This window comes from Micromonospora sp. NPDC047557, assembly GCF_043205095.1.
In the GTDB taxonomy this organism is placed as follows: domain Bacteria; phylum Actinomycetota; class Actinomycetes; order Mycobacteriales; family Micromonosporaceae; genus Micromonospora.
In genome coordinates, this window is the sequence record NZ_JBIDDK010000002.1 from 313,536 (window position 1) to 336,671 (window position 23,136).

Sequence of the window (23,136 nt, forward strand, 5' to 3'; positions counted from 1 at the left end):
TCGTGTGGCGTCTAGTACGTGCCGTCGAGCTGGCCGCGCAGCTTGGTCAGCGCCCGGGCCAGCAGGCGGGAGACGTGCATCTGCGAGACGCCGATCTGGTCGGCGATCTGCGACTGGGTCAGGTTGCCGTAGAACCGCAGGGTGAGGATCTTCTGCTCACGCTCGTCGAGCGTGGCCAGCGCGGGGCCGAGGGCGACCCGCAGCTCGGCCAGCTCGAACTCGTTGTCCTCGCCGCCGAGCATGTCACCCAGCTCGGTGGCCCGGTCGCCGTCGCCGGTCGGGGTGGACAGCGACACCGCGTTGTACGCGCGGGCGCCTTCCAGGCCTTCCAGGACCTCTTCCTCGGTGAGCTTGAGGTGGGCGGCGATGTCGGCGACCGTCGGCGAGCGGCCGAGGGTCTGCAGCAGCGAGCTGTTGGCGTCGGAGATGGCCAGCCGCAGCTCCTGGAGGCGGCGCGGCACCCGGATGTCCCAGGTGCGGTCGCGGAAGTGCCGCTTGAGCTCGCCGATGATGGTGGGGATCGCGTAGCCGGCGAAGTCGACACCGCGGGACGGGTCGAACTTGTCGATGGCCTTGATGAGACCGACGGCGGCGGTCTGCGCCAGGTCGTCGGTCGGCTCGCCCCGCCCGCTGTAGCGGTGGGCGAGGTGGTTGGCCAGCGGCAGCCAGGCCTCGATCGCGCGGTCCCGCAGAGCGGCGCGCGACGGGTGGTTGGCGGGCAGTGCGGCCATGGCGTTGAGCAGGTCGGCGGCGCTGTCGGTGAGCGCCCGCGGGTCCAGCTTGGTGGTGCTCGTCTGCTCGGCAGCCGTGCTGCTCGCCTGCTCGGTGATCGTTGGCGCGGTCATGGGTGGTCCTCCCTGCACCTCGTCCGCGGACAAAAAGACGTGACGCTTTGGTTTAGCTTCGAATGGGCCGTTCGGGACTCACCTTAGCCTGATCGGCTCCCGGAAATCTAGCCGAAAGGTTGATGTACTTAAGGCGTGTTGAACCACAAAACGCCCACAAGCGGCAGCCGTCGAGCAGGTTGTGAGGTCTCTTACCCATGATCCGGGCGATCCTGCGGCACCCGGTCGTCCCTCCGGGCCCGACCGGTCGGTGCCGCACCTCCGCCAAGTGGTCAACATGAAATCCGACATTCGGGCGGCAGTGTCGACTATCCGTCGTTGTCCCGTCGGCGGGACCGGCCGTAGCGTCGCTGGTAGACACCCGGTTCGGAGGCACCATGCTCGATCCAGCCGCTCCCCAGCTCGTCGTGAACAGTCGCACCCTGTACTTCAGCTGGTTGCCAGCGGATCCTGACGCGGTCGCCGCCCTTGTCCCCACCGGGCTGCGCCCCCGTGCGGACCGGCAGGTGTTCCTCAACCAGTACGTCGTCGAGGACGAGACGCAGACCTCCGGCTTCGGCGCCTACACGTTGACGTACCTCGGCGTCTCACTCGCGGGCGTGGACGCGCCCGGCGGGCTCAACCCGGGTGGCTGGTGGACCCACTACGTGGCCTCCAGCCGGCTGGTCCGCGAGTACGCCACCGCGCGGGGCGCCCCGGTGCTCGCCGGCCGGACCAGGATCGAGGTGAGCGGCGAGGCGCTGCTCGCCGAGACCGAGGCGGAGGGCGCGCCGCTGATCCGCGCCCGATGTCGGGTGGGGGAGACCGGCCACGTGATCAGCAGCGGGCACCACCGCTACTTCACGCGCCGCGACGGCCAACTGCTCAGCTCGGTCTACCCGTTCGTGGCCGAGCCGGTCGCGCCGTTCGAGATCGAGTCGGTGGAGTTCCTACAACCCCGACACCCGATGTACGCGCTGCGCCCGGCCAACCCGCTGACCATCGGCTTCGGCTACTTCTCGCCGCGCTCCTCGTTCGCCTACCCCGGCGGGCTGACGGTGCACCCGGGCGGAGCCGGCCTGCCCGAGCCGGCCCGGCAGGTTCACCAGGTGCCGGCCAGCCTGGCGCGCAGCGGCCGGCCGTCCGGGTCATAGACCAACCGGTACACCGGCAGCGCCCAGGTGCGGGTGTACCAGGGCAGCCGCTCGGGGCGGTGCGGGCGCAGCCGGCCGGGCGGACGATCGCCGACCTGGCCGCCGTCGTACCACTGTTGCAGCGCGTCGGCCGCGGCCGTGACGGCCGCGACGGCGTCGGCCGGGTCGAGCAGGTCGGCGTCGTCCGCGCCGTCCGGATCGCGGTCCAGGTGCTCGCGCCAGAGCCGCAGCCGCAGGTCCCGGGCGTAGGTGCGGGCCCCGTCGCCCATGCCCGCCGGGTCGGTGGGCGTGCGCTCGTCGCGCGTGTCGTCGAGCACCGCGCAGGACAACTCGCTGTCGTGCGTCCAGGAGCGGCGGTTGAAGTTGTCGCTGCCGACGCTGGCCCAGACGTCGTCGACCACGCAGACCTTCGCGTGCACGTAGACCGGGGTGCCGGCGTGGTTCTCCACGTCGAACACGTGCACCCGGTCCGGCGCGGCACGTTCGCACAGTGACAGCGCCTGCTCCCGGCCGACCATGTTGGGTGGCAGGGCGAGCCGGCCGTCCACGTCCGGGTGCCGGGGCACCACGGCGACCAGGTGCAGCTCGGGGTTCTCCCGCAGCGCCTGGGCGAACAGGTTCGCCACCTCGGTCGACCAGAGGTACTGGTCCTCCAGGTAGATGAGTCGTCGCGCGCGGTGGACCGCCTTGGTGTAGCCCCGGGCCACGGTCCGCTCGCCGTCGGGCGCGAAGGAGTAGCGCGGCCGGACGGCGGGGTAGGTGCGCAGCACCTGGATCTGGTGCGGCCCGCACGCGGGCGGGTCGGCGGGCTGCTCGGGCAGCGGGTCCGGTCGCAGGTCCGCGCCGCGCAGGCGATCCCGCGCGTACGCCATCGGGTTCTCCGAGTCCAGCGGCATCGGGTCGGTCCACCGCTCCCGGAAGACGGTGTCCAGCGCGCCGACCACGGGGCCGCGTACCGCGAGCTGCACGTCGTGCCACGGCGGGTTTGAGCCGTACCGGGGAGACATCTGCACCGGCTGGGGGTCGCCCTCGTGCGCGGCGTCGTCGCGCCGGCTGTGGCACAGGTCGATCCCGCCGGCGAACGCTATGTCCCGCTCCGGGGCGTTTGGGTGCCGCAGCACCACCAGCTTCTGGTGGTGCGAGCCGCCGCGGCGGACCCGCTGGTCGAGCAGCACCTCACCGCCGGCCGCCGAGACCGTCTCGCTGAGGTTGCGGTTCTCCGCCTCGCTGTAGGCCAGCGCGTCGAGGTGTGAGCGCCAGATCAGCCCCTTGACCACCACGCCGCGCTGGGCGGCCTGCGCGAAGAGCTGGGCCACGGTGGGGCCGTCCGGGCGCAGTCGCTGGTCCGGGTCGCCCCGCCAGTCGGTGAAGAAGAGGTGGTCACCGTCGGTCAGCGCCTCCACCTCCTCGACCAGCCGGTCGAAGTACGCCGCGCCGTGAATCAACGGCTCGGCGAGGTTTCCTTCGGTCCAAACGGGTAACTCAGAGACCGGGTTGGCGCGTTCCTGTGCGCTGAGGAACCAGTCCTGTAACGGCACGTCCAGCCCTCCGGAGGTCGACAACGTCCTCACGGTAGGACCCCAGAGGCGGGTCCGCATGCCAGGCCAGCCGAACGGTGACCTGGACGACGACGCGAGCACGACCGAACAGCCGAGGAGGCCACACCATGCACCGCGAGACGACGAACCCCGTGACCGAGTACCGCGAGCCGGCGGTGGAGAGCGAACGGGGTGCGCTGGTAGCGGTGTTGCTGATGGTGATTCTGGGCGTCGCGGGGATTTTCGCGGTCTCCTGAGGCTTCCGCTCCTCGATGCCGTGATCGTCACCAGACCGCCGATGTGGGGGCTTCCTCGCGACGAGATACCCCCACATCGCCGATCTGGAGTGGATCACGCGTGCGGCCGGCTCGGCCCGTCCAGGCCGCGCGGTCGGTGGTGCGACCTGCGCGGGGATGACCCGGTTGAACGGCAGCAACGCGGCGCCCTACACGCCGAACTTCTCGTCGAGGTCGCACCTGGCCACCCACTGCACGGCCAGCCCAGCATGATCATTGCCAGGTTCGAGGCGTCAGACGACATCCTCGTCCCCAAGATGTGCGCGGTAGTCGCGAGATCTTGGACAGTTTCCGTTCGGACCGAACGGAAACTGTCCAAGATCTCCGCGCTCGGGCTTTCTGGCACGCATGCCATAGCGTCGATCCCATGAAGCCGGTGGTGGTACTCCTCGTAACGCTCGCCACGTTGCTGATCGTGGCGTTCATCTTCGTTAGCTGGCGAGACCGGAAACGGCACTCGTCGCCCGAGGACTCCGCTGCGGCCGGCGATGCCAGGTCGACGCAAGAGCGATATGCCGCGGAGCGTCATGCCGTCCAAGGTGAGGTTTGGCGGCGCGGCCAAAACCCGCCCAGCACCTGAGCCCCGACCGCGCGGGCCTCGTTCCCATCGGACTCAGCCTTCGCCGAGTTCGGTCAGGATGTCGGCGGCGTCCCGGTTGCCGCGGTCGGCGAGGCGCCGCAGTTCGTCGACGTCTTCGCGTTCCTGCGCGAGTTCGACGAGCAGGTCGACCGCGTCGCGGCTGCCGGCATCGGCCACGCGACGCAGCTCGCCCACGTCGCCACGTTCAGCCATCAGCTCGACCAGTTGGCCGACGGCGTCCTGGTCGCCAGCTGCTGCCTGCGCCCGCAAGGTCGGCAGGTCATCATGTTCCATGCCTCGTATCCTGCTTCTTTCGGCCACAGGGACGCCCGCTGGCCAGGACGGCGGCCGGCGAGGATCTAGGTATCGCCCTGCGAGGTCGCGGGCTCGACGATCGGTCTGCGGAACGGTCCCCATCCCACGAACCGGTCGAACAGGGTTCGAGGGCTCGGCCCGTCGTGCGGGTTGAGGTGGTAGAGGTCGCGCATCGCCTCGTACAGCAGCCCGGCCAGGTAGATCGACAGGCTCGGCATCGTGCTCTCGTACTCGGCTTTGAGCATGAGTCGCGCGGTCGGGCACGGCCACGGCTGGCCGTCGGCGCGGCACACCCAGTGCGGGCGTAGCGGCGTGTGTGGCGGGGCTTGGCCGTGCCGACGCGGGCGGTCCGCGACCGGCCCTCGGTCGGGGCCAGAGACCTGCGCGGAGATCACGCCCGCCCCCCGCCCGCCCGCTGTACCGGGTTCAGGCGGCCCACCATCGGGACCGTTTCGCTGCTCCGGAACCTGAAGCGCACGGTGCCTCCTTCGCGCTGTCGTCGTGGGAAGGGGCCGCCCCTCAAGTGCTCGCCGGACAGGGGCGGCCCCGGTACGAACGCGTCCGCCGGGTTCGGGTCCCTGCCGGCCGCGCCGTCTGGTTCCACTCTGGTGCGTGACCGCCTAGTGTCGGAAGGTGTTCGACCACGTTGGAGAGAACGTGACGGTCAGCGAATGCCCTGGTGAGGGAACGTGGGGGTGCGCAGGCTGAAGGTGGGGAAGGGCTGGGGACATGAGCATGACGGCGGCCGAAATCCTGCTTGACGAGCTACGGCAGGCTCGGGCCTCACGCGGACTCAGCCAGGACGACTTTGGAAAGCTCATCAGCTATTCGGGTACGCACGTCAGCGCCGTTGAGACTGGCTCGCGCCCGCCCACGGGCGATTACGCCGCTGCCATCGATCGGGCGCTGAAGACCGGGGGCCTCTTCGCTCGGCTGCTCGATCGGCTCTCCGACCTTGATGCCGCGCCGCTCTGGCTACGCGAGTGGATCACTTTCGAGCAACAGGCCCGCACGTTGCGGTGGTATGAGGTCGCGTGGGTGCCGGGTCTCTTGCAGACCGAGGCGTACGCCCGCAGCGTATTCGAGAGTGATGGCAGGGTTAGTGCTGAGGAAGTCGAGACGCGGGTAGCTGGAAGGCTTGCGCGGCAACAGTTCCTTACCAGTGACGACCCCCCTCATCTCGTCGCCGTCCTGGACGATGCCGTCCTCCGGCGTCCTGTCGGCGGTGCGGCCGTGATGCGTGAGCAACTGTTCCACTTGGCGCAGCTCAACCAGGACCGGCGGCGGGTGCGAATCCATGTCGTCCCGCGCGGGGTCGGCGCGTACGCTGGGCTCGACGGGCCGTTTGTCCTCGCAACCTTGGCAGATCTGGCTGACGTGGGCTACCTCGACAACCGCCTCCGGGGTCAGGTGGTCGAGCGGTCCACCGAGTTAGCGGCCTTGCGTGAGCAGTGGGAAGCCATCCTTGCCGAGGCGCTGACCCTGCAACAGTCCACCGAGCTGATAACGGAAGTGGCGAAGTCATGGACCTGACCGGCGCACGCTGGCGTAAGAGCACCCGCAGCGGTAGCAACCAAGGGGCCTGCGTCGAGGTTGCCGACAACCTGCCCGGCGTCGTTGGCGTTCGGGACTCGAAGGACCAGGCCGGGCCCGCCCTGGCCTTCAGCCCGGCGGCGTGGCGGGCGTTCGTCGACCTGGCGAAGGCACACGAAGCCGCTTGACCAGTACTACGCAAAGGCCCCCGGCGCGAACCGGGGGCCTTTCGCATGGTCGGGGTCAGGGACGCGGGCCCTGGCCGTCGGTGTGCGGCACCCGCTCGGTGGGGATGACGCCGAGGCGGCCGGCCTTGAAGTCCTCGAACGCCTGGAGCAGCTCGTCGCGGGTGTTCATCACGAACGGGCCGTACTGCGCCACCGGCTCCCGGATCGGCTGACCACCCATGATGTAGAGGTCCAGCGCCGGGGTGTTGCTGTCCTGCGTGGCGTCGGCGCTGAAGCGCAGCGCGTCGCCCGCGCCGTGCACCGCGAGCTGACCGGTGCGGACCGGCCGGCGCTCGGCGCCGACGGTGCCGCGGCCGCCGAGCACGTACACCAGGGCGTTGAAGTCGGGGTTCCAGGGCAGGTCGACCTGCGCGCCCGGCTGCACGGTGACGTGGGTGATGGTGATCGGCGTGAACGTCGAGCCCGGCCCCCGGTGCCCGGCCACCTCACCGGCGATGACCCGGATCAGCGCGCCGCCGTCGGGCGTGGTGAGCAGGGCCGACTCCCGGCCCCGGATGTCCTGGTAGCGGGGCGGGTTCATCTTCGCCGCGCGGGGCAGGTTGACCCAGAGCTGCGTGCCGTGGAAGAGACCACCGCTCAGCACCAGGTGCTCCGGCGGGGCCTCGATGTGCAGCAGGCCGCTGCCGGCCGTCATCCACTGGGTGTCGCCGTCGGTGATCGTTCCGCCGCCACCCTGCGAGTCCTGGTGGTCGAAGACGCCGTCGATGATGTACGTGACGGTTTCGAAGCCGCGGTGCGGGTGCCACGGGGTGCCCTTCGGCTCGCCCGGCGCGTAGTCCACCTCGCCCATCTGGTCGAGGTGGATGAAGGGGTCCAGGTCGGTCGTCGAGACCCCGGCGAAGGCCCGGCGGACCGGGAAGCCCTCACCCTCGAAGCCGCTGGGCGCGGTGGTCACCGTGCGGACCTTGCGGAAGGTGGTGGACTCGTCGAGCTTGGGCAGGCGGGGCAGGACGAGGATGTTGTCGACGGTGATCGCGGGCATCGAGGGCTCCTTACTAACTCGTGGCGTGGGTGTTCGACGTGGTCCGGGCCGCCCGCAGGCGGCGGCCGAGTCGGTCGAAGACCCGGGTGAGGCAGGCGACCTCGGCGTCGTCGAGGTCGTCCATCAGGTGGGTACGCACCGACGCCAGATGGTGTGGCGCGGCCTCCGTCAGCGTGAGCAGCCCGGCGGCGGTGAGCACGGCCTCGCTGCCGCGCCTGTCGTCCGGGCAGGGTTCCTTGCTGACCAGGCCGCGCCGCTGCATCGAGGAGATCTGGTACGTGAGTCGGCTGGGGGAGAAGACCAGCCGGCTGGCCAGCTCGCCCATCCGCAGTCGTTGCCCCGGTGCCTCGGAGAGCAGGACCAGCACGTGGTAGTCGGCGAAGGTGAGGTCGCTGTCGGCGCGCAGGTCGTCTTCCAACTGGGTGAACAGGCGCTGGCTGGCCTCGATGTAGGCACGCCAGGCGGCCGCTCGGGTGCTGTCCAGGCTCTCTGTCACGCCCATCACGATAGCACTAGTTCAAAATTTAACTAGTGCTGTTGGGCGTTGTCTGCGTCACGTCTGTCCGGTTGGTGGCATGCTTCGTGCAGCTTTGAAAGAAATCCCGGGTAATCGGGCGGCGGGATCACCACAGGTTGTGCCAGACTCCGGCCTCGTGGAACACGTGGAGCTAGCTGCCGACGACCTGCTGCTGCGCCCCTGGCGGGACGCGGACGCCCCGGCGGTGCGCGACGCCCTGCGCGACCCGGCCGTCGCCCAGTGGAACCCGCAGGGCGACGGGCCGATCGACGACGACGTCGCCCTGCTCTGGGTGCGTCGCCGGGGCGACTGGTCGGCAGGGGACCACGCCTCGCTGGCGGTGACCGCCGCCGGTGACGGCAAGCTGCTCGGCTCGGTGTCGCTGCACCACATTCGCCACGGCGACGCCTCCATCGGCTACTGGACCGTGCCGGCGGCGCGTGGACGTCACGTGGCGACGCGGGCCGTCGTCCGGCTCACCGCGTGGGCGTTCGACGTCCTCCGGCTGCACCGGATCGAGCTGTGTCACGCCGTCGCCAACTCGGCGTCCTGCCGGGTCGCCGACCGGGCCGGGTATGCCGCGGAGGGAACGCTGCGCGAGTCGTACCAGTACGGTGACGGCCGCCGCTACGACGATCACCTGCACGCACGTCTGGCCACCGACCCTCAGGTGCTGGTTCCGACCGTCAGTCGGTGACCTTGCGGAGGAACGCCGCCAGGGTGGTCCTGGTGCGCTCGATCTTCTCCTCCACGGACAGCGTCTCGTGCATCCGCGGCCCGGCGTGCTTCCTGCCCCGCAGGTAGAGCGAGCAGGCCAGGTCGGAGCAGACGTACGCCCCGACGGAGTTGCCCTGCCGGCCCTCGCGGCCGGCCTTGCGCGCGGTCATCAGCGACACGCCGTCGCCAGTGTGGGTGGTCAGGCAGAGGGAGCACATGCTGCGTCGGGTGCGCCCGGTCTGCTGCGGCGCCACCCGCAGGGCGACCCCGACCGGGCCGTCGTCGGTCTCGGCGATCAGGTACGCCCGCTGCGGCGCGGCGGGGTCCCGCCAGCCGAGGAAGTCGAGGTCGTCCCAGGGGTGCGTCTGAAGATCGCTGGGTACGGCCAACCGCTTCGCCTCGCCCTGCGTGCAGTTGACGAAGGAAGCGCGGATGGCGCGTTCGGTGAGGGCTAGCATAGGTAGTAGCCTAGCTCCCCTAGGCAAACGATTAACAAGACTAGATTCTGGGGTGTGGTGCGTGGCACGTGCCGGAGTGACCGCCGAGCGACTGGTCCTGGCAGCGGCCGACCTCGCCGACGAGGTGGGCGTCGAGAACGTGACAGTCGCCGCGCTCGCGCGGCACTTCGGCGTGAAGGACGCGAGCCTGTACTTCCACATCAGGAGCGCTCACGACCTGCGGGTCAGGATCGCCCTCCTGGCGCTCGCCGAGCTGGCCGACCGGGTCGCCGACGCGCTCGCCGGCCGGGCTGGCAAGGACGCCCTGGTCGCCTTCGCCAACGCGTACCGGGACTACGCGACACGGCATCCCGGCCGGTACGCGGCCATGCAGATCGACCTCGACCCCGAGACGGCCGCCGCGAGCGCGGGTATTCGGCACTCGGAGATGACCCGGGCCATCCTGCGCGGCTACCGGCTCGCCGAGCCGGACCAGACCGACGCCATTCGGATGATGCACAGCACCTTCCACGGCTTCGTGAGCCTGGAGCGCACCGGCGGGTTCCGCCACACACCGCGCCCGACGGACGAGTCCTGGGCCCGTACCCTCGATGCTCTTGATGCCCTGCTGCGCAACTGGCCGCAGCCGTGACGGGCGGGGCATGTATCCCATGCCCCGCCCGGCGTCCGGCCCGAGCCCATCAACACGATCAGTCGGAGACGAGCGGGCGTCGCGCTGCGGTCCGCTGTCGGAGCAGGACCAAGCCCAGGCCCGCCAGGAACCAGGTGGCGAGGACGGCCAGGGGCACCAGCGTGTGCGAGCCGTTGAAGTAACCGAAGTTGTTGACCGCGCGCACGGCTGCGCCCGGCGGGAGCTTCGCCGAGATCGCCTGCGCCCATCCCGGCAGCAGGTCGATCCCGATGGTCGCTCCGCTCGTCGCGTTGCCGATGGTGGTGAGGGTGAGCACGGCCAGCGCGATACCGATCGGGCCGAGCCAGGCGCCGAGGGCCTTCGTCGTGAAGGCGCTGGCGGCCGACAGCAGGATGAGCGACAGGGCGAGCAGGGGGAACGGCGCCGTCAGGGAGCCGTACACCGGGCCGGCGACCGTGGCCGCGACCACGCCGATCACGACCGCGAATCCGCCCATCGCGTAGAGCCGGTGGCGCAGGCGCACCTTCGCTGTCGACGCGGTGAGCCCCTGCGCGAGGACGAACGACGAGAGGGTGACCCCGAACACCACGTAGAAGGCGGACAGCCCACGGCTGTCGTAGCTCGCCAGCGGCACGATGTCGTTCTCCTGAACGGTCATGCCCGCATGCCTGGCGAGGCCGGCGACGAGTTGCCGGGCGGCGCCGCTCTCGCTGAATCCGCTCGCGCCGGCGTAGTCGAGCCGCAGGCTGTCGGGCGAGGCCGCGCTGAGGACCGCGACGGCGTCGCCGTCATGGACCAGGGCGGCGCCGTCGTCGACGCTGGTGACAGGTGTGACGGCGACGGCGTCGCCGAGCCCGGCATGGGCACTGGTGGCCAGCTGCTCGCCGACGACAGCGATCGGCAGGCGACTTGGCTCGGGATCACGTTGGAGCCCGACGTAGACGGCGATGAACGCCGTACCGATGATCAGCCCGGTGATCACCAGCGAAAGCCAGGCTCGACGTTGGGTGGTGACTGGCGTTTCCCGCTGGGTGGGTGGATCGGATGGCGACGTCATGGGTGCGTCCTCGGGTAGTGTGGTTTGAATGTCCAACCAGACGAACCGTAGCACCCCCGGTTTGAATTCCAAACCGTCTCGGGACACGCTTGCGGTGGCGCTCGACGCGGTCAACGACAGGTGGTCGCTGCACATCGTGCGGGCGCTCGCCTTCGGGGCGTCGCGCTACACCGAGATCCTGCGAGCGGTCGGCGCGCCCCGGGACGTGCTCGCCGCCCGGCTGCGAAAGCTCGCCGAGACCGGCATCCTGCGGGCGCGATCGACCGAGGACGGCAAGGTCGCGGGGTACGAGCTCACCCAGAAGGGTAGGGACCTCGGGCAGGTCATCCTCGTGCTCAAGCGCTGGGGCGACACCTACAGCGACGCCGACGTACCCAAGGTCGACTTCATCCACGACGTGTGCGGTGAGGTGTTCGTCGCCGAGGTCTGCTGCCAGGCGTGCGGCAGGCCCCTGCGGTCCGGAGAGTTGTCCCTCGATCAGGAGTCCGCCGCATGCTGACCGATCTGGAACTGGCCGACTGGCGGGAGCGGGTGGCCCGGCTGTACCTGTCCGACGTCGATCTCGCCGGCTTCCGGGCCGGCCGCGACGAGCTCTTCGCCACCCACCCGCAGAGCCCGATTCCGCCGGCCGAGCGGCCCGGCTTCACCGGTGTGCGCTACTTCGCGCCGAACCCGGAGGCCGTGGTGGAGGCGCCCCTGCGACCGGCCAGCGGCGAGCTGCGGGTGGACACCGGCGGCCCGGACGGGGTCGTCGCGTACCGGCGGGTGGCGGTGGCCGAGACGCCGTGGGGGCCGCTCACGCTGTGGTGGATCGAGGCGTACGGGGGTGGGCTCTTCGTGCCGCTGCGCGACGGCACCTGCGGGCAGGAGACCTACGGCGGGGGGCGGTACCTCACCGACACGGTGAAGGGCACCTTCGGCCGGGGCGTCGAGCTGCTGTCCGGTGACCGGGTCCGGCTGGACGCCAACTACCTCTACAACCCCAGCTGCGCGTACGACGACCGCTGGGCCTGCCCCCTCGCGCCGCCGGAGAACCGGGTCGACGTGCCACTGCGGGCCGGCGAGCTGGCGTACCACGACTGACCGGCCGCCCCGGCGGACTGCCGGGACGGCCGGTCGTGCCCGTCGATCAGCGGGAATTCGCCGGTGTCGAGCCGGGCACCTGCATCCGGGCCAGCAGTTGCCGGGCCTGATCGGCGAGTTGTGCGTCGACGGTCACCGCGTACTGGCCGGCGCGCAACGAGCTGGCCGAGGTGAAGTCGCGCTGCCCGCCGGTCATCGCGTGCGCCACCGCGCCGAACACGGCGCCCCAGATCGCGCCGATGATCAGGCCGACCAGGATCACCGCCAGCCAGTTGCCGACGGTGAAGATGCCGAACAGCAGGCCGATGAAGAGCCCGAACCAGGCGCCGGTGCCGGCGCCGAGCAGGGCCGCGCGGCCGGTGGTCATCCGCCCGAGCACCGTCTCCACAAGCGTGAGGTTCGTGCCGACGATGGCGCTGTGCTCCACCGGGAAGCGGTTGTCGGCCAGATAGTCGACCACCTTCTGCGCGGACGGATAGTCCGGATACGCGCCGATCGTCACCGTGGGTGGGCCGCTCTCCGGCCCGTGCCCGTCCCCGGCCGGCGAAGACAGGCGGCCTGCCGGCCCGGACGGAAGCACGTCGCCACTGGTTGCGCCGGGCCGCCACGCGGCGGCCGGCCCCGAAGCTGAGGTCATGAGCATCCTCCCTCGTCAGCCGACCGCGTTCCCGCCAGCGCCGGGCGGTAACGCCCGCGCCGGAGTGGGGTGCGTGTCTCCGGTGAGGCATGTGCGGGGACGGTCCGGGTAGGCAGTCCGGTGCAGAGCGGACAGATCAGCGACCACGGGTTCCTCGCCGACGGCCGCACGGCCGCGTTGGTGGACCGCTCGGGCTCGGTGAACTGGTGGTGCCCGGGCCGGTTCGACGCGCCGTCGGTGTTCGCGCGGCTGATCGGCGAGGACGCCGGACACTGGTCGATCCGCCCGGAGGCCGACTTCACTGTCGAACGCTGCTACCTCGACGGCACCCTCGTGCTGCGGACCGTCTTTCGCACCGCGCAGGGCGAGGTGGAGCTCACCGACGCGCTCGCCCTGGAGCCCGGCGCGCGCGAGCACGACATCGGTCTGCGCTCGCCGCAGGTGCTGGTCCGAAGCGTGCGGGGCCTCTCCGGCGAGGTGCCGATGCGGATGCACTACCGACCCCGTTTCGAGTACGGCCGGACCACGCCGTTCCTCATCGAGCGCGACGGCACCCTGGAGGCGGTCGGCGGGGCCAGCCGGCTCTCCCTGGTCACCAGCCTGCGGCTGACCTGCGGCGAGGGCGAGGCCACCGCGGCGTTCACCGTCCGCGCCGGCACGACCCACAACTTCACCCTCGGGTACGCCCCAACCTACGACGCGCCGCAGCCGCAGGTGCCCGACGCCGACCGGACCATCGCCGACACGGCCGAAGGGTGGCGCTCCTGGGTCCGGCAGCACGAGTACACCGGGATCTACGCCGAGCACGTGCGGCGCAGCGCGTTGGTGGTGCAGGGCATGACGTACCGACCCAGCGGCGCGGTGGTGGCGTCGGTGACCACCTCGCTGCCGGAGAAACTCGGCGGGGACCGGAACTACGACTACCGCTACGTGTGGGTGCGCGACTTCAGTCTGACGCTGCGGGCGCTGTGGCGGACGGCGTGTTACGACGAGGTGCAGCGGCAGTTCGCGTGGTTGGGTCGCGCGATGGGCCGGATCGACGAGGAGCCGGTGCCCATCATGTACGGCGTGCTGGGGGAGCGGGACCTCACCGAGCACCGCCTGGATCAGCTCGCCGGCTACCGCGACAGCCCGCCGGTGATGATCGGCAACGACGCGTGGCGGCAGCGGCAGATCGACATCTTCGGTGAGGCGTTGGACGCGGCCTGGCTGATGCGCGACCGGCTGGAGCCGTTGGAGCCGGACGTCTACCACCTGCTCCGGTCGCTCGCCGACAAGGCGGAGCGGGACTGGAAGTTGCCGGACGCGGGGATGTGGGAGGAACGCGGGACCGAACGCCACCACGTGTCCTCGAAGGTGCAGTGCTGGGCGGCCCTGGACCGGGCGGTCCGCTTCGGCGAACGGCTCGGTGAGCCGCAGGACGTGGACCGCTGGGCGGCCGCCCGCGACGAGGTGCGCGCGGAGGTGCTGCGACGCGGGTGGAGCGACCGGCTCGGGGCGTACACCGGGAGTTTCGAATCCGACGACCTGGACGCCTCGGTGCTGGTGATGCCGCTGGTGGGGTTCCTCCCGGCCGACGATGAGCGGATGCGCTCGACGATCCGCGCGGTGGAGGAGCAGCTGTCGCACGACGGCCTGCTGCGGCGCTGGAACGGCGACCCCGCGGGGTTTCTCATCTGCTCGTTCTGGCTGGTGTGCTGCCTGGCGCTGGCCGGTGAGCGGGACCGGGCGCACGAGTTGTTCGACGCGCTGGCCGGGCGGCTCAACGACCTGGGGCTGTTCGCCGAGCAGATCGACCCGTCGACCGGGGAGCAGTTGGGCAACTTTCCCCAGGCGTTCTCGCACATCGGCCTGATCAACGCCGCCGGTGTGCTCAGTGACGTCGAGCAGAACCCGGAGCTGCGTAGCCGCGGCATGCCGCCCGGGCACTTCACACCGACGTCGCGCTGAGCTGCCAGGAGCTGAGCGCCCCGCACGAGCGTCCCCGGGTGGACGGCGCCCGCTCGGGGGATGATGCCGGCATGAGGCTGGTGCTCACGGCGGACACGCATCTCCCCAAGCGGGCCCGGGACCTCCCGGGGCCGCTGTGGACGGCGATCGAGGCGGCGGACGTCGTGCTGCACGCCGGCGACTGGGTCGACGAGTCGCTGCTGGACGCCATGACCGTCCGCGCGCGGCGGCTCATCGGCGTGTACGGCAACAACGACGGCCCGGCGCTACGCGCCCGACTGCCGGAGGTGGCCCGCGTCGACCTCGACGGGCTACGGATCGCCGTGGTGCACGAGACGGGCCCCCGCACCGGCCGGGAGCAGCGGTGCGCGGCCCGCTTTCCCGACGTCGATCTGCTGGTCTTCGGGCACTCGCACATCCCCTGGGACACCGTGGCGCCCGGTGGGCTGCGCCTGCTCAACCCCGGGTCGCCCACCGACCGCCGATCCCAGCCGCACGCCACCTACCTGGAGGCCGAGATAACCCGGGCCCGACTGACGCGGGTCCGGCTGCACACCCTGCCGCGCCCCTGACCGCCGAGCTACTGGCCGCGACCCGTCTCGGCCTGCAGCTCGTCGATCCGCTTGGACGCCTCGGCCTTGGTCAGGTCGTCCGGCAGCGTCGCGTCCGCCTCCCGGGCCAGCGTGGCCAGGTACGACTCCTGGGCCGCGGTGGGCGGCTCGTCGCCGGTGACCCACTCGTCCGGGTCCTTGATCGCGCCGCGCGGGTCGGCCTGGTCGTTGCTGCGGTCCGTCATCATCATCACCCTTTCTTCGAACAGGTGTGCCAGTACCCCGATCGCCGTCGGTTCATGCCCATCCGTGGCGACCGTCGGCACCTACGATCAACGGATGAGCGTGAACTCCTCGGGCGTGGCAGTGGTCGGGGCGGGCATCACCGGGGTGGCCTGCGCGGTGGAGTTGGTCCGGGCCGGGGTGCCGGTGCAGGTCCGTGAACGGGGGCACGTGTGCGGCGGCCGGATGGCCAGCAAACGCTTCGACGGCCGCCCCGCCGACATCGGCGCCGCGTACTTCACCGCCAGCGACCCGGACTTCGCGGCCGTGGTCGACGAGTGGCGTGCCGCCGGTCTGGTCCGGGAGTGGACCGACACCTTCTGGTCGTACGACACCAACGGCCGCCACGACGTGCCCGGTCCGCTGCGCTACGCCGCGCCGCGCGGGCTGCGGTCGCTTGTCGAACACCTGGCCGGCGCCGTGCCGGTGACCGTCGACCGGCTGGTGCTCGCCGTGGAGCCGGGGCCGGCCGTCGACGGCGAGCCGTACGCGGCGGTCGCCCTGGCCATGCCCGGGCCGCAGGCCGCCCTGCTGCTCGATCCCGCCCTGGCCGACGCCACCCGGATCGTGCAGGAGCAGACGTGGTCGCCGGCCCTGGCCGCGGTGCTGCGGTTCCCGTCCCGGCGCTGGCCGCACTTTCACGGCGCGTTCGTCAACGACCATCCGGTGCTCGCGCTCATCTGCGACGACGGCGACCGGCGCGGTGACGACGCGCCGGTGCTGGTGGCGCACACCGTGCCGGAGTTCGCCGCCGGGCACCTGGCCCAGCCCTCCGCCGCCGGACCGGCGATCGAGCAGGCCGTCCGGGACCTGCTGGGGCTGGCCGAGGAGGCCACCGACGTGCACGTGCACCGTTGGACGTACGCCAAGCCGGCCGGCGACCTCACCGGGAACACCCACCACCTCGACGCCGACGGGATCGGTCTGGCCGGCGACGCGTTCGGCAAGCCCCGCGTGCAGAGCGCCTGGCGCTCCGGCCGCGACCTCGGCCGCGCGCTGGCCGCCCGCCTGGGCTGAGCGCCGCTGCCCACCGCTCAGGGGTGCCCGGCGGCGGCGACCGACCGGGCCTCGGGTTCGGACGGGTCTTCGGTCCGCTCACCCGCCCGGTCCAGCAACTGCATGACCGGGGTCGCCGCGACGCCGTGCACCACCACGGAGACGAGCACCACCAGCCCGACCGTCGCCCACAACAGCTCCGCCTGCGGAAAGTCCGCCTTCGTGGTGGCGTACGCCAGGTAGTAGAACGAGCCCACCCCACGGATGCCGAACAGCGAGATCACCCAGTGCTCGGCCGGCCGGCCGGGCGCGCCGCGCAGCGACAACCAGCCGACGGCCGGCCGGACCAGGAAGACCAGCGCCAGCCCGACGGCGGCCGCCGGCCAGGTCAGCGGGGCGAGCAGACCGCCCACGATCGCGCCGCCGAGCAGCAGCAACAACACCAGGGTGAGCAACCGCTCGACCTGCTCGGCGAAGTCGTGCAGCACCGAATGGAACTCGTGGGTCCGCTCGGCGGCCCGGATGGCCCGCGCGGCCACGAACACCGCCAGGAAGCCGTACCCGCCGGCGACCTCCACCAGCCCGTACGCCAGGAAGGTGGCGGCCAGCGCCAGGAAACCCTCGGCGTGCCGGGCCAGCCGCAGCTCGCTGGGCGCCCGGAAGAACAGCTTGCCGAGCAGCCATCCGATGAGCAGGCCGCCACCCACACCGACGCCCACCTTCCAGAGCACGTCGACGGTGAACCACTCGGCCACCCACGCGCGCGGGGCGAGGCTGGTCGAGGCGATCGCGATGGCCGCGTAGACGAACGGGAACGCCAGGCCGTCGTTGAGGCCCGCCTCCGAGGTCAGGGCGAAACGCACCTCGTCCTCGGAGTCCTCCACATCGGTCGGCTCGCCGACCTGCACGTCGGCGGCGAGCACCGGATCGGTAGGCGCCAGCGCGGCGCCCAGCAGCAGCGCCGCGGCCGGCACCAGGCCGGCCCACCACCACCCGAGCAGCGCCACCGCCGCGATGCACAGCGGCATCGCGATGGCCAGCAGCCGCCAGGTGGAGGACCACCGGGCCCAGCTCAACGGCCGGTCGATCTTCAACCCGGCGCCCATCAGGGCGACGATCACCCCGATCTCGGTCAGGTGGGTGGTCAGCTCGGGGTGGGCCAGCGGGTCCGGTGTCGGTAGCCCGACCGGCAGCAGGAAGACCAGCATGCCGAGGGCGAGGAACGCGATGGGCATGGACAGCGGGCGGCGCTCCAACACCCGGGGCAGGATGCCCGCGAGCAGCGCGCCCAGGCCCACCAGCGCGAACGCGACGTCTACCGGCTCCACGGACACCACCCTTTCGCCGCACCCGCACGGCGCGGGCAGGTGGCCACAGACCATGCCCCGGAAGACTTCCGGCTATGCGTGTGCGACCCGGTGAACCGGAGTGAGCCTCACCTCGGCCGGATGAGCGGGGAATCCGCCAGCTCGGCCAGCAGCGCCGCCGGGTCGTCGTACACCGCCACCGCGCCGGCGCCGGCGAGCTCCCCCCGGCTGGTGCCGCCGCAGGTCAACCCGACGCAGGGAATGTTCAGTTTGCCGGCCGCGGCGACGTCCCAGACCGAGTCGCCGACGAAGACGACGCGCTCGGCGGCCAGCCCGGACTGCTCCAGCGCCGCCTCGAGAATGTCCGGTGCCGGCTTGCTCTCCTGCGCGTCCGCCGAGGAGGTGACGGTGTCCACCACGTCGTCGGCGTTCAGGGCCCGGCGCAGCGCACCCACCTCGTGTTCAGCGGCGGAGGTGGCGAGCACCACCCGCAGCCCCCGCTCGGCGCACGCCCGCAGCAGGTCCGCCGCACCGGGCAGCGGAGTCAGCCGCTCCCAGTACTCGGCGTACAGGGTGTTGTGCGCCTCGCGCAGCTTCGGGTCGTCGTCGCGGTCGCGCTCGGGGCCGAGCAGGTGGTCCAGCAGCTTGTCCGAGCCCATCCCGATCGCGCGGTGCACGGTCGCCATCGGTACCGGGTGGTCGGCCTGACGTAGCGCCTCCCACCAGCTCACCGTGTGCAGGTAGGTGGTGTCGACGAGCGTCCCGTCGATGTCGAAGAGCACCCCGTGGGGTTTTTCGGTGGCCATGGGCGCACTCCTACCCGTTCGACGGTCGGCTGATTCGTCCGGGCTGACCGATGGCGGCCGACCTCAGCGCGGCTCGGCCGGCGGAACGAGGATCTCGAACCAGACCGTGGACCCGCGCACCGACGGGTCGGTGCCCCAGGCGTCGCTCAACTCCTCGATCAGGCCCAACCCGCGCCCGCGACTGCTCAACGTGTCGGTGCGGGCCCGGGTCACGGTGCCCCGGGTGCCGGAATCGGCGACCGAGACCAGCAGTCGCTCCGGGCTCAGGTCGATCTCCACGCGGGCGGCCGTGCCGGCGTGCAGCAGCGCGTTGGTGGTCAGCTCGCTGGTGCACAGCACCGCCGCGCCGATCACCGACTCGGGCACCTGCCACTCGGTGAGCTGGCCGGTCATCCAGTGCCGGACCCGGCTGGGCGCGGTCGGCTCGGCCGGCACCTCCATCGCCGCCGACCGGCTCGGCTTGAGCGCGTGCTCGACCGCCAGCACGGCCACGTCGTCCTCGGTGCCGCCGGACACGGCGGCGGTGGCCACCGCGCAGAGGGCGCGGGGGTCGCTGGTGCCGGCCTTGGCCACGGCGTCGCCGAGGGCGTCCAGCCCGGCGGTGAGGCTCTGCCGCCGGCGCTCCACCACACCGTCGCTGAACAACAGCAGGGTGTCGCCGGGAGGGAACGCGACAGTGACGGTGCGCGGGCGACCGCCCAGCCCCAGCGGGGGACCGGCCGGCAGGTCCACGTACTCGGCGTGCGACCGGCCGTCCGCGGAGCACCGGCGGATCAGCGGCGCGGGATGACCGGCGGTGGCCAGGGTCAGCTCCCGCCGCTCGGCGTCGATCACCCCGAACACCACGGTGACGAACAGCTCGTGGCTGCCGGCCTCCGCGCCGAGACTGGCCACGAGCCGGTCCAGCCCGGCCAGCACCGCGTCCGGCGCCGGGTCGGCCAGGGCCAGCGCTCGCAGCGCCGCCCGCACCTGCCCCATTCGCGCCGCGGCCTGCACGTCGTGCCCGGCGACGTCGCCCAGCACCACGCCGAGCGCGCCGGTGGGCAGCAGGAACGCGTCGTAGAAGTCACCGCCGGCCGCGTTGCCGTCCACTCCCGGGTCGTAGCGGGCCGCGATCCGCAGCCGGGGCAGGTCGGGAAGGTGCTCCGGCAGCATGCTGCGTTGCAGCAACTGGGCGGTGCCGTGCTGGGTCTCGAACCGCCGGGCCCGCTCCGCGGCCTGACCGATCAGCTCCGCCGAGGCGGCCAGCAGCGCCCGCTCGGCCGCCGACCAGGAGTGCGGCACCTGGTAGCCGACAGTCAACCCACCCCGGATCACCGACGTGCCCAGCGGCAGCACGGCCATCGACCGGATCTTCTGGTCGTGGCGGTCCACGGCGGTCTCGCGCAGCGGCTGCCCGTCGCGGGTGAACGACGGCTCGCCCGAGCGGGCCGCGAGCGCGACCGGCCCCAGCCAGTCCGCCGGCGTCCGCCGCCACAGCGGCGGCAACCGCTCGTCGGCCTCGTCCATCAGTTCGCCGCGGACCCGGCGCACCATCCGCCAGCCGCCGCCACCCTCGTCCACCGCGAACGCGACCCGGTCGGCGTCGAACGTGGTGATGGTGTGGCGCAGCGCGACCCGGGCCACGTCGTCGAGGGTGAGGGTGCCGGCGAGCGCGGCGGCGACCTCGCTGAGGCTCTGCAACTGCTCGGTCGCGTGGGTGGTTTCGGCGGCCACCGTCAGGATTCCCACGATCTGTCCGGCGCTGTCGCGGACAGCCGAGTGACCGCGGGTGAAGACCACCTGCTCGACCACCCCGGAGCTGTCCCGCATCAGGGGGAGCGTGGACTCCTTCTCCAGGAAGGGCACGCCGTGCCGGTAGGCGCGCTCGATCACGTCACCGAAGCCGGGCAGCGACCAGACCTCGGCGTACACCTCGGCAGCCGGTCGACCGAGGGCAGCGGGGTGTTTGCTGCCCAACAACTCGGCATAGCCGTCGTTGTAGAGCAGGACGAGGTCGTCGCCGTACGCCAGCGCCATCGGCATCGGCGCGGCGAGGATCAGCTCGACCACGGCCCGGACCGCCGGATCCCACCCCTCGCGCGGCCCGAGGGCGGTGGCGGACCAGTCGTGGGCGAGCACGGCGGCCGCACCGGGCCCGGTGGATGCGCCGGGCACCGGAATTGCTGGCGTGGGGACTCGCCCGACCGTTCCTGGCATGTTCGCAGCCTATCCGGCCGTCGGTCAGCCGCATCCGATCATGTGCGCGGGTCGCGGCCGACCCCGACGGGGTGCCTGTTAGGGCAGGTCAGGGCCCCTGTTTGTCGACTTGTCGGAAAAATGGCAGTGAGCCGCGCGGACTGCCGTACCGGTGGCCGGGTATGCGCCCGACGCAGTCCATGCGACAGGAGGGACATCATGCTGAAAACCCTCGCGGTTCGGCAGGCCGACATCGGTGATGCCATCGCCGACACCTGGAGGTCGGTGCTGCTCTTCATCCCGAAGGCAGTGGCCTTCATCGTCATCCTCGTGGTCGGCTGGCTCATCGCCAGAGCGGTCCTCAAGATCGTGGATGCGGTGCTGGAACGGGTGCACTTCGACCAGGCGGTCGAACGCGGAGGCATCAAACGGGCACTCGAGAGAACGAAGTACGACGCCAGCGACATCCTGGCCAGGTTGGCGTACTACGCCGTCCTGCTGTTCACCCTGCAGTTCGCCTTCGGAGTCTGGGGGCCCAACGCGATCAGTGACCTGATCAGCGGTGTGGTGGCCTGGCTGCCGCGCGCGTTCATCGCGATCATCATCGTGGTGGTCGCGGCCGCGATCGCCAACGCCGCCCGCGATCTGGTCACCGGGGCGCTGGGCGGGCTGTCGTACGGCAAGGTCCTGGCCGACCTGACGGCGATCTTCATCATCGCGCTCGGCGTGATCGCCGCGCTGAACCAGGTGGGTATCGCCACCACGGTCACCACTCCGGTGCTGATCGCGGTGCTCGCCACGGTCGCCGGCATCCTGATCGTCGGCGTCGGCGGTGGTCTGGTGAAGCCGATGCAGAAACGCTGGGACGGCTGGCTCGATAGGGCCGCCCAGGAGGCCCGGGCGGTGCAGGAGCATCGGCGGGCCACCTCGGCCGGGCGCGGCGACATGGAGCGGCAGATGGCCGACCGTGGCGGCGACCGGACCCAGGCCATGCCCCGGGTCGACGAGCAGTCGACGATGTCCGGTGGGCGCGGCACGTACCAGTCCGGTGCGGCCGACGAGACCCAGCAGTACCGCCCGTAGCGGGGCGCGACGGCACGATCGTGAGGGGAAGGGCGTCCGCGTTGCGCGGGCGCCCTCTCTCCGCGTCGCGAGTCGTACGGGGTGACCGGGTGGGTCAGGAACGGTCGAGCGAACGGGCCAGCGCGCAGACGGCGACGAGCCGGGTGAGCGGCCACTCCGGCTCGCTCCAGTCCACCGGGCCCCGCGGCGGCGTCCACCCGTGCTCCAGGGCGGCCTCGCGTACCCCCTCGGCGTAGCCGGCGAGCGTCGCGGCGGTCAACGGCCGCCGGTCGCCGTCCAGGCTGTCCCGCACGGCGGCGGCGTGCTGGTCGACAAGCGCCAGCAGTCCGGGACGCGCGGCGGCGGCGGCGAGGCCGGCGGTGCCCACGGAGACGGTGAGGGCGGCCAGGGTCGACCGCGCCGACTCGACGGCGGTCGGGGAGGCGACGCGGTTGAACGGCATACGCATGGTGACCGAGGCTAACCGACCGGTCACCGGGCCGGCCTCGGCCGCTCGGCGGGTGTCGGTTGTGCCACCGGACGGGTCGGGCTGGCCGCGGGGGTTGATCCGGCACAGACGGGGCAGCAGGAGAGGGACGGCGCAGCCCGGCACAGAGCACGGACGGCGCCGGGTGGGCGGCAGACAGCAGGGAGGCACCGATGGGGGAAGTGACGGACGGGCCGGACGAGCGGCACCGGCGGCCGGCAGGGGTGAGCGACGAGACGGTCGCGGCGCTGGGCAAGCTCAGCGAGGCGCTGGAGTGCGTGGAACGGGCCCGTGGGCACCTGTACTCGCTGCACCAGTTGATCGGGCATGCCGACCTGATGCTCGATGACGCGGTGGAGCAGTTCCGCGCCGCCGGGCATCCACACATCGCCGAACGGATCGACGCCGAACTGCTCGGCCGCAACGTGATCGCCGGCCGGTGGACGTTCCAGATCGTCGAGGACTTCGACGACGGCTACCACGCGCTGTTCCGCGAGCTGGACCGGCAGGCCCGTGACGAGTTGGTGGGCGGGCGGCGCCATCTGTACGAGGCGGAGATGAAGGAGCGCCGCCGCACCCGGGGCCGGCCGGGGCACGAGGCCCGGCCGGTCGGCGAGGGCTAGTCGCTGGTGGCGTTGGCCGGCCGACGCCGGGCCGCGTCGTCGGCGATGATCACGGTGGCCACCATGAGCGCGACGCAGAGGCTGAACAGCCAGGACTCGTCGGAGACGAGCCAGGCCGACACGGGCGCCTGCAGCGCGGCGAGCAGGAAGCCGAGCCAGGCGAGGCGGCGCTGACGCGTGGAGAGGATTCCGGAGCCTTGATGCATCCCGAAATTCTTACGCGAACTGGCCCGTTTGCCGTCCTCCGATCGGTCGATTCTGGCTGAGCTGTCCGCTTTCTCAACCGTCCGGACACGAGTTCTTGTCGCGACGCACGGGCGGCTC

29 protein-coding genes are annotated in these 23,136 nt (G+C 71.6%); 14 read left to right on the plus strand and 15 right to left on the minus strand.

Annotated features, from left to right (window positions below):
* Nucleotides 1-11: 11 nt before the first annotated feature.
* Nucleotides 12-845, minus strand: coding sequence for a SigB/SigF/SigG family RNA polymerase sigma factor (locus ACGGAQ_RS09165; RefSeq protein WP_393046225.1), 834 nt, complete (start codon nt 843-845; stop codon nt 12-14).
* A gap of 377 nt (nt 846-1,222) precedes the next feature.
* On the opposite strand from ACGGAQ_RS09165, the gene ACGGAQ_RS09170 reads away from it, so the two are divergent.
* Nucleotides 1,223-1,978: a hypothetical protein gene (locus tag ACGGAQ_RS09170; RefSeq protein ID WP_393046228.1), complete on the plus strand. Its 756-nt coding sequence runs from the start codon at nt 1,223-1,225 to the stop codon at nt 1,976-1,978.
* Here ACGGAQ_RS09170 and ACGGAQ_RS09175 read toward each other — a convergent pair.
* Nucleotides 1,927-3,516: a phospholipase D family protein gene (locus ACGGAQ_RS09175; RefSeq protein ID WP_393046821.1), complete on the minus strand. Its 1,590-nt coding sequence runs from the start codon at nt 3,514-3,516 to the stop codon at nt 1,927-1,929. The two genes, ACGGAQ_RS09170 and ACGGAQ_RS09175, sit on opposite strands and share 52 nt — an antisense overlap.
* 128 nt (nt 3,517-3,644) lie before the next feature.
* Here ACGGAQ_RS09175 and ACGGAQ_RS09180 point away from each other — a divergent pair, with 128 nt between their 5' ends.
* Entirely contained in the window at nt 3,645-3,773 is a 129-nt protein-coding gene (locus tag ACGGAQ_RS09180) for a hypothetical protein (protein ID WP_354860174.1), read from the plus strand.
* Nucleotides 3,774-4,179: 406 nt separating this feature from the next.
* Complete coding sequence (locus ACGGAQ_RS09185) at nt 4,180-4,392, plus strand: hypothetical protein (RefSeq protein ID WP_393046231.1); 213 nt, start codon at nt 4,180-4,182, stop codon at nt 4,390-4,392.
* A gap of 33 nt (nt 4,393-4,425) precedes the next feature.
* On the opposite strand, the gene ACGGAQ_RS09190 is transcribed toward ACGGAQ_RS09185, so the two are convergent.
* Nucleotides 4,426-4,686, minus strand: coding sequence for a hypothetical protein (locus ACGGAQ_RS09190; protein WP_393046234.1), 261 nt, complete (start codon nt 4,684-4,686; stop codon nt 4,426-4,428).
* Between the two features lie 65 nt (nt 4,687-4,751).
* Nucleotides 4,752-5,102, minus strand: a complete 351-nt coding sequence (locus ACGGAQ_RS09195; RefSeq protein ID WP_393046237.1) for a hypothetical protein — start codon at nt 5,100-5,102, stop codon at nt 4,752-4,754.
* A gap of 334 nt (nt 5,103-5,436) precedes the next feature.
* On the opposite strand from ACGGAQ_RS09195, the gene ACGGAQ_RS09200 reads away from it, so the two are divergent.
* Nucleotides 5,437-6,240: a helix-turn-helix transcriptional regulator gene (locus ACGGAQ_RS09200; protein ID WP_393046239.1), complete on the plus strand. Its 804-nt coding sequence runs from the start codon at nt 5,437-5,439 to the stop codon at nt 6,238-6,240.
* A complete protein-coding gene (locus ACGGAQ_RS09205; RefSeq protein WP_393046241.1) occupies nt 6,231-6,428 on the plus strand; it encodes a DUF397 domain-containing protein in 198 nt (65 codons plus the stop codon). Before ACGGAQ_RS09200 ends, ACGGAQ_RS09205 begins: the two co-directional genes overlap by 10 nt.
* 55 nt (nt 6,429-6,483) lie before the next feature.
* Here the strand turns inward: ACGGAQ_RS09205 and ACGGAQ_RS09210 are convergent, their stop codons facing one another.
* Together ACGGAQ_RS09210 and ACGGAQ_RS09215 are read right to left on the minus strand one after the other, a co-directional pair.
* Nucleotides 6,484-7,470: a pirin family protein gene (locus ACGGAQ_RS09210; protein WP_393046244.1), complete on the minus strand. Its 987-nt coding sequence runs from the start codon at nt 7,468-7,470 to the stop codon at nt 6,484-6,486.
* Nucleotides 7,471-7,483: 13 nt separating this feature from the next.
* Nucleotides 7,484-7,966 (minus strand): MarR family winged helix-turn-helix transcriptional regulator, encoded by a 483-nt coding sequence (locus ACGGAQ_RS09215; RefSeq protein ID WP_393046247.1) that lies wholly within the window; start codon nt 7,964-7,966, stop codon nt 7,484-7,486.
* A gap of 157 nt (nt 7,967-8,123) precedes the next feature.
* Between ACGGAQ_RS09215 and ACGGAQ_RS09220 the strand changes: the two genes are divergently transcribed.
* Nucleotides 8,124-8,684 (plus strand): GNAT family N-acetyltransferase, encoded by a 561-nt coding sequence (locus ACGGAQ_RS09220; RefSeq protein ID WP_393046250.1) that lies wholly within the window; start codon nt 8,124-8,126, stop codon nt 8,682-8,684.
* Here ACGGAQ_RS09220 and ACGGAQ_RS09225 read toward each other — a convergent pair.
* On the minus strand, nt 8,674-9,162 hold the full coding sequence (locus ACGGAQ_RS09225) for an FBP domain-containing protein (RefSeq protein ID WP_393046253.1): 489 nt from the start codon (nt 9,160-9,162) through the stop codon (nt 8,674-8,676). The two genes, ACGGAQ_RS09220 and ACGGAQ_RS09225, sit on opposite strands and share 11 nt — an antisense overlap.
* A 61-nt stretch (nt 9,163-9,223) precedes the next feature.
* Between ACGGAQ_RS09225 and ACGGAQ_RS09230 the strand changes: the two genes are divergently transcribed.
* Nucleotides 9,224-9,793 carry a TetR/AcrR family transcriptional regulator gene (locus ACGGAQ_RS09230; protein ID WP_393046256.1) on the plus strand — a complete coding sequence of 190 codons (570 nt, stop codon included), beginning with the start codon at nt 9,224-9,226 and terminating at the stop codon, nt 9,791-9,793.
* A 58-nt stretch (nt 9,794-9,851) separates the two neighbouring features.
* Here the strand turns inward: ACGGAQ_RS09230 and ACGGAQ_RS09235 are convergent, their stop codons facing one another.
* Nucleotides 9,852-10,850 carry a hypothetical protein gene (locus ACGGAQ_RS09235; RefSeq protein ID WP_393046259.1) on the minus strand — a complete coding sequence of 333 codons (999 nt, stop codon included), beginning with the start codon at nt 10,848-10,850 and terminating at the stop codon, nt 9,852-9,854.
* Between the two features lie 61 nt (nt 10,851-10,911).
* Between ACGGAQ_RS09235 and ACGGAQ_RS09240 the strand changes: the two genes are divergently transcribed.
* Both ACGGAQ_RS09240 and ACGGAQ_RS09245 read left to right on the plus strand, forming a co-directional pair.
* Entirely contained in the window at nt 10,912-11,349 is a 438-nt protein-coding gene (locus tag ACGGAQ_RS09240) for a winged helix-turn-helix transcriptional regulator (RefSeq protein WP_393046262.1), read from the plus strand.
* A complete protein-coding gene (locus ACGGAQ_RS09245; RefSeq protein ID WP_393046824.1) occupies nt 11,346-11,933 on the plus strand; it encodes a DUF1684 domain-containing protein in 588 nt (195 codons plus the stop codon). Before ACGGAQ_RS09240 ends, ACGGAQ_RS09245 begins: the two co-directional genes overlap by 4 nt.
* A gap of 46 nt (nt 11,934-11,979) precedes the next feature.
* Here the strand turns inward: ACGGAQ_RS09245 and ACGGAQ_RS09250 are convergent, their stop codons facing one another.
* A complete protein-coding gene (locus ACGGAQ_RS09250) occupies nt 11,980-12,570 on the minus strand; it encodes a general stress protein (protein ID WP_393046265.1) in 591 nt (196 codons plus the stop codon).
* Nucleotides 12,571-12,690: 120 nt separating this feature from the next.
* Between ACGGAQ_RS09250 and ACGGAQ_RS09255 the strand changes: the two genes are divergently transcribed.
* Nucleotides 12,691-14,520, plus strand: a complete 1,830-nt coding sequence (locus ACGGAQ_RS09255) for a glycoside hydrolase family 15 protein (protein ID WP_393046268.1) — start codon at nt 12,691-12,693, stop codon at nt 14,518-14,520.
* Between the two features lie 71 nt (nt 14,521-14,591).
* The gene (locus ACGGAQ_RS09260) at nt 14,592-15,092 is read left to right on the plus strand and encodes a metallophosphoesterase family protein (RefSeq protein ID WP_393046270.1); all 501 of its coding nucleotides are present in this window, start codon (nt 14,592-14,594) and stop codon (nt 15,090-15,092) included.
* 8 nt (nt 15,093-15,100) lie between these two features.
* Here ACGGAQ_RS09260 and ACGGAQ_RS09265 read toward each other — a convergent pair whose 3' ends face one another.
* Nucleotides 15,101-15,316: a DUF3072 domain-containing protein gene (locus tag ACGGAQ_RS09265; protein WP_357119772.1), complete on the minus strand. Its 216-nt coding sequence runs from the start codon at nt 15,314-15,316 to the stop codon at nt 15,101-15,103.
* Between the two features lie 115 nt (nt 15,317-15,431).
* Between ACGGAQ_RS09265 and ACGGAQ_RS09270 the strand changes: the two genes are divergently transcribed.
* Nucleotides 15,432-16,370 carry an NAD(P)/FAD-dependent oxidoreductase gene (locus ACGGAQ_RS09270; protein WP_393046826.1) on the plus strand — a complete coding sequence of 313 codons (939 nt, stop codon included), beginning with the start codon at nt 15,432-15,434 and terminating at the stop codon, nt 16,368-16,370.
* Nucleotides 16,371-16,387: 17 nt separating this feature from the next.
* Here ACGGAQ_RS09270 and ACGGAQ_RS09275 read toward each other — a convergent pair whose 3' ends face one another.
* The 3 genes from ACGGAQ_RS09275 to ACGGAQ_RS09285 form a co-directional block, all read right to left on the minus strand.
* Complete coding sequence (locus tag ACGGAQ_RS09275) at nt 16,388-17,677, minus strand: cation:proton antiporter (protein WP_393046274.1); 1,290 nt, start codon at nt 17,675-17,677, stop codon at nt 16,388-16,390.
* A gap of 107 nt (nt 17,678-17,784) precedes the next feature.
* On the minus strand, nt 17,785-18,462 hold the full coding sequence (locus ACGGAQ_RS09280; protein WP_393046277.1) for an HAD family hydrolase: 678 nt from the start codon (nt 18,460-18,462) through the stop codon (nt 17,785-17,787).
* 63 nt (nt 18,463-18,525) lie between these two features.
* Nucleotides 18,526-20,661, minus strand: coding sequence for a SpoIIE family protein phosphatase (locus tag ACGGAQ_RS09285; protein ID WP_393046280.1), 2,136 nt, complete (start codon nt 20,659-20,661; stop codon nt 18,526-18,528).
* Nucleotides 20,662-20,859: 198 nt separating this feature from the next.
* Between ACGGAQ_RS09285 and ACGGAQ_RS09290 the strand changes: the two genes are divergently transcribed.
* Nucleotides 20,860-21,723, plus strand: a complete 864-nt coding sequence (locus ACGGAQ_RS09290) for a hypothetical protein (RefSeq protein ID WP_393046283.1) — start codon at nt 20,860-20,862, stop codon at nt 21,721-21,723.
* A 94-nt stretch (nt 21,724-21,817) separates the two neighbouring features.
* Here ACGGAQ_RS09290 and ACGGAQ_RS09295 read toward each other — a convergent pair whose 3' ends face one another.
* On the minus strand, nt 21,818-22,171 hold the full coding sequence (locus ACGGAQ_RS09295; RefSeq protein ID WP_393046285.1) for a DUF6401 family natural product biosynthesis protein: 354 nt from the start codon (nt 22,169-22,171) through the stop codon (nt 21,818-21,820).
* A 191-nt stretch (nt 22,172-22,362) separates the two neighbouring features.
* Here ACGGAQ_RS09295 and ACGGAQ_RS09300 point away from each other — a divergent pair, with 191 nt between their 5' ends.
* Nucleotides 22,363-22,812 (plus strand): hypothetical protein, encoded by a 450-nt coding sequence (locus ACGGAQ_RS09300; RefSeq protein ID WP_393046287.1) that lies wholly within the window; start codon nt 22,363-22,365, stop codon nt 22,810-22,812.
* Here ACGGAQ_RS09300 and ACGGAQ_RS09305 read toward each other — a convergent pair.
* Nucleotides 22,809-23,018 carry a hypothetical protein gene (locus tag ACGGAQ_RS09305; RefSeq protein ID WP_354943523.1) on the minus strand — a complete coding sequence of 70 codons (210 nt, stop codon included), beginning with the start codon at nt 23,016-23,018 and terminating at the stop codon, nt 22,809-22,811. The two genes, ACGGAQ_RS09300 and ACGGAQ_RS09305, sit on opposite strands and share 4 nt — an antisense overlap.
* Nucleotides 23,019-23,136: the final 118 nt, after the last annotated feature.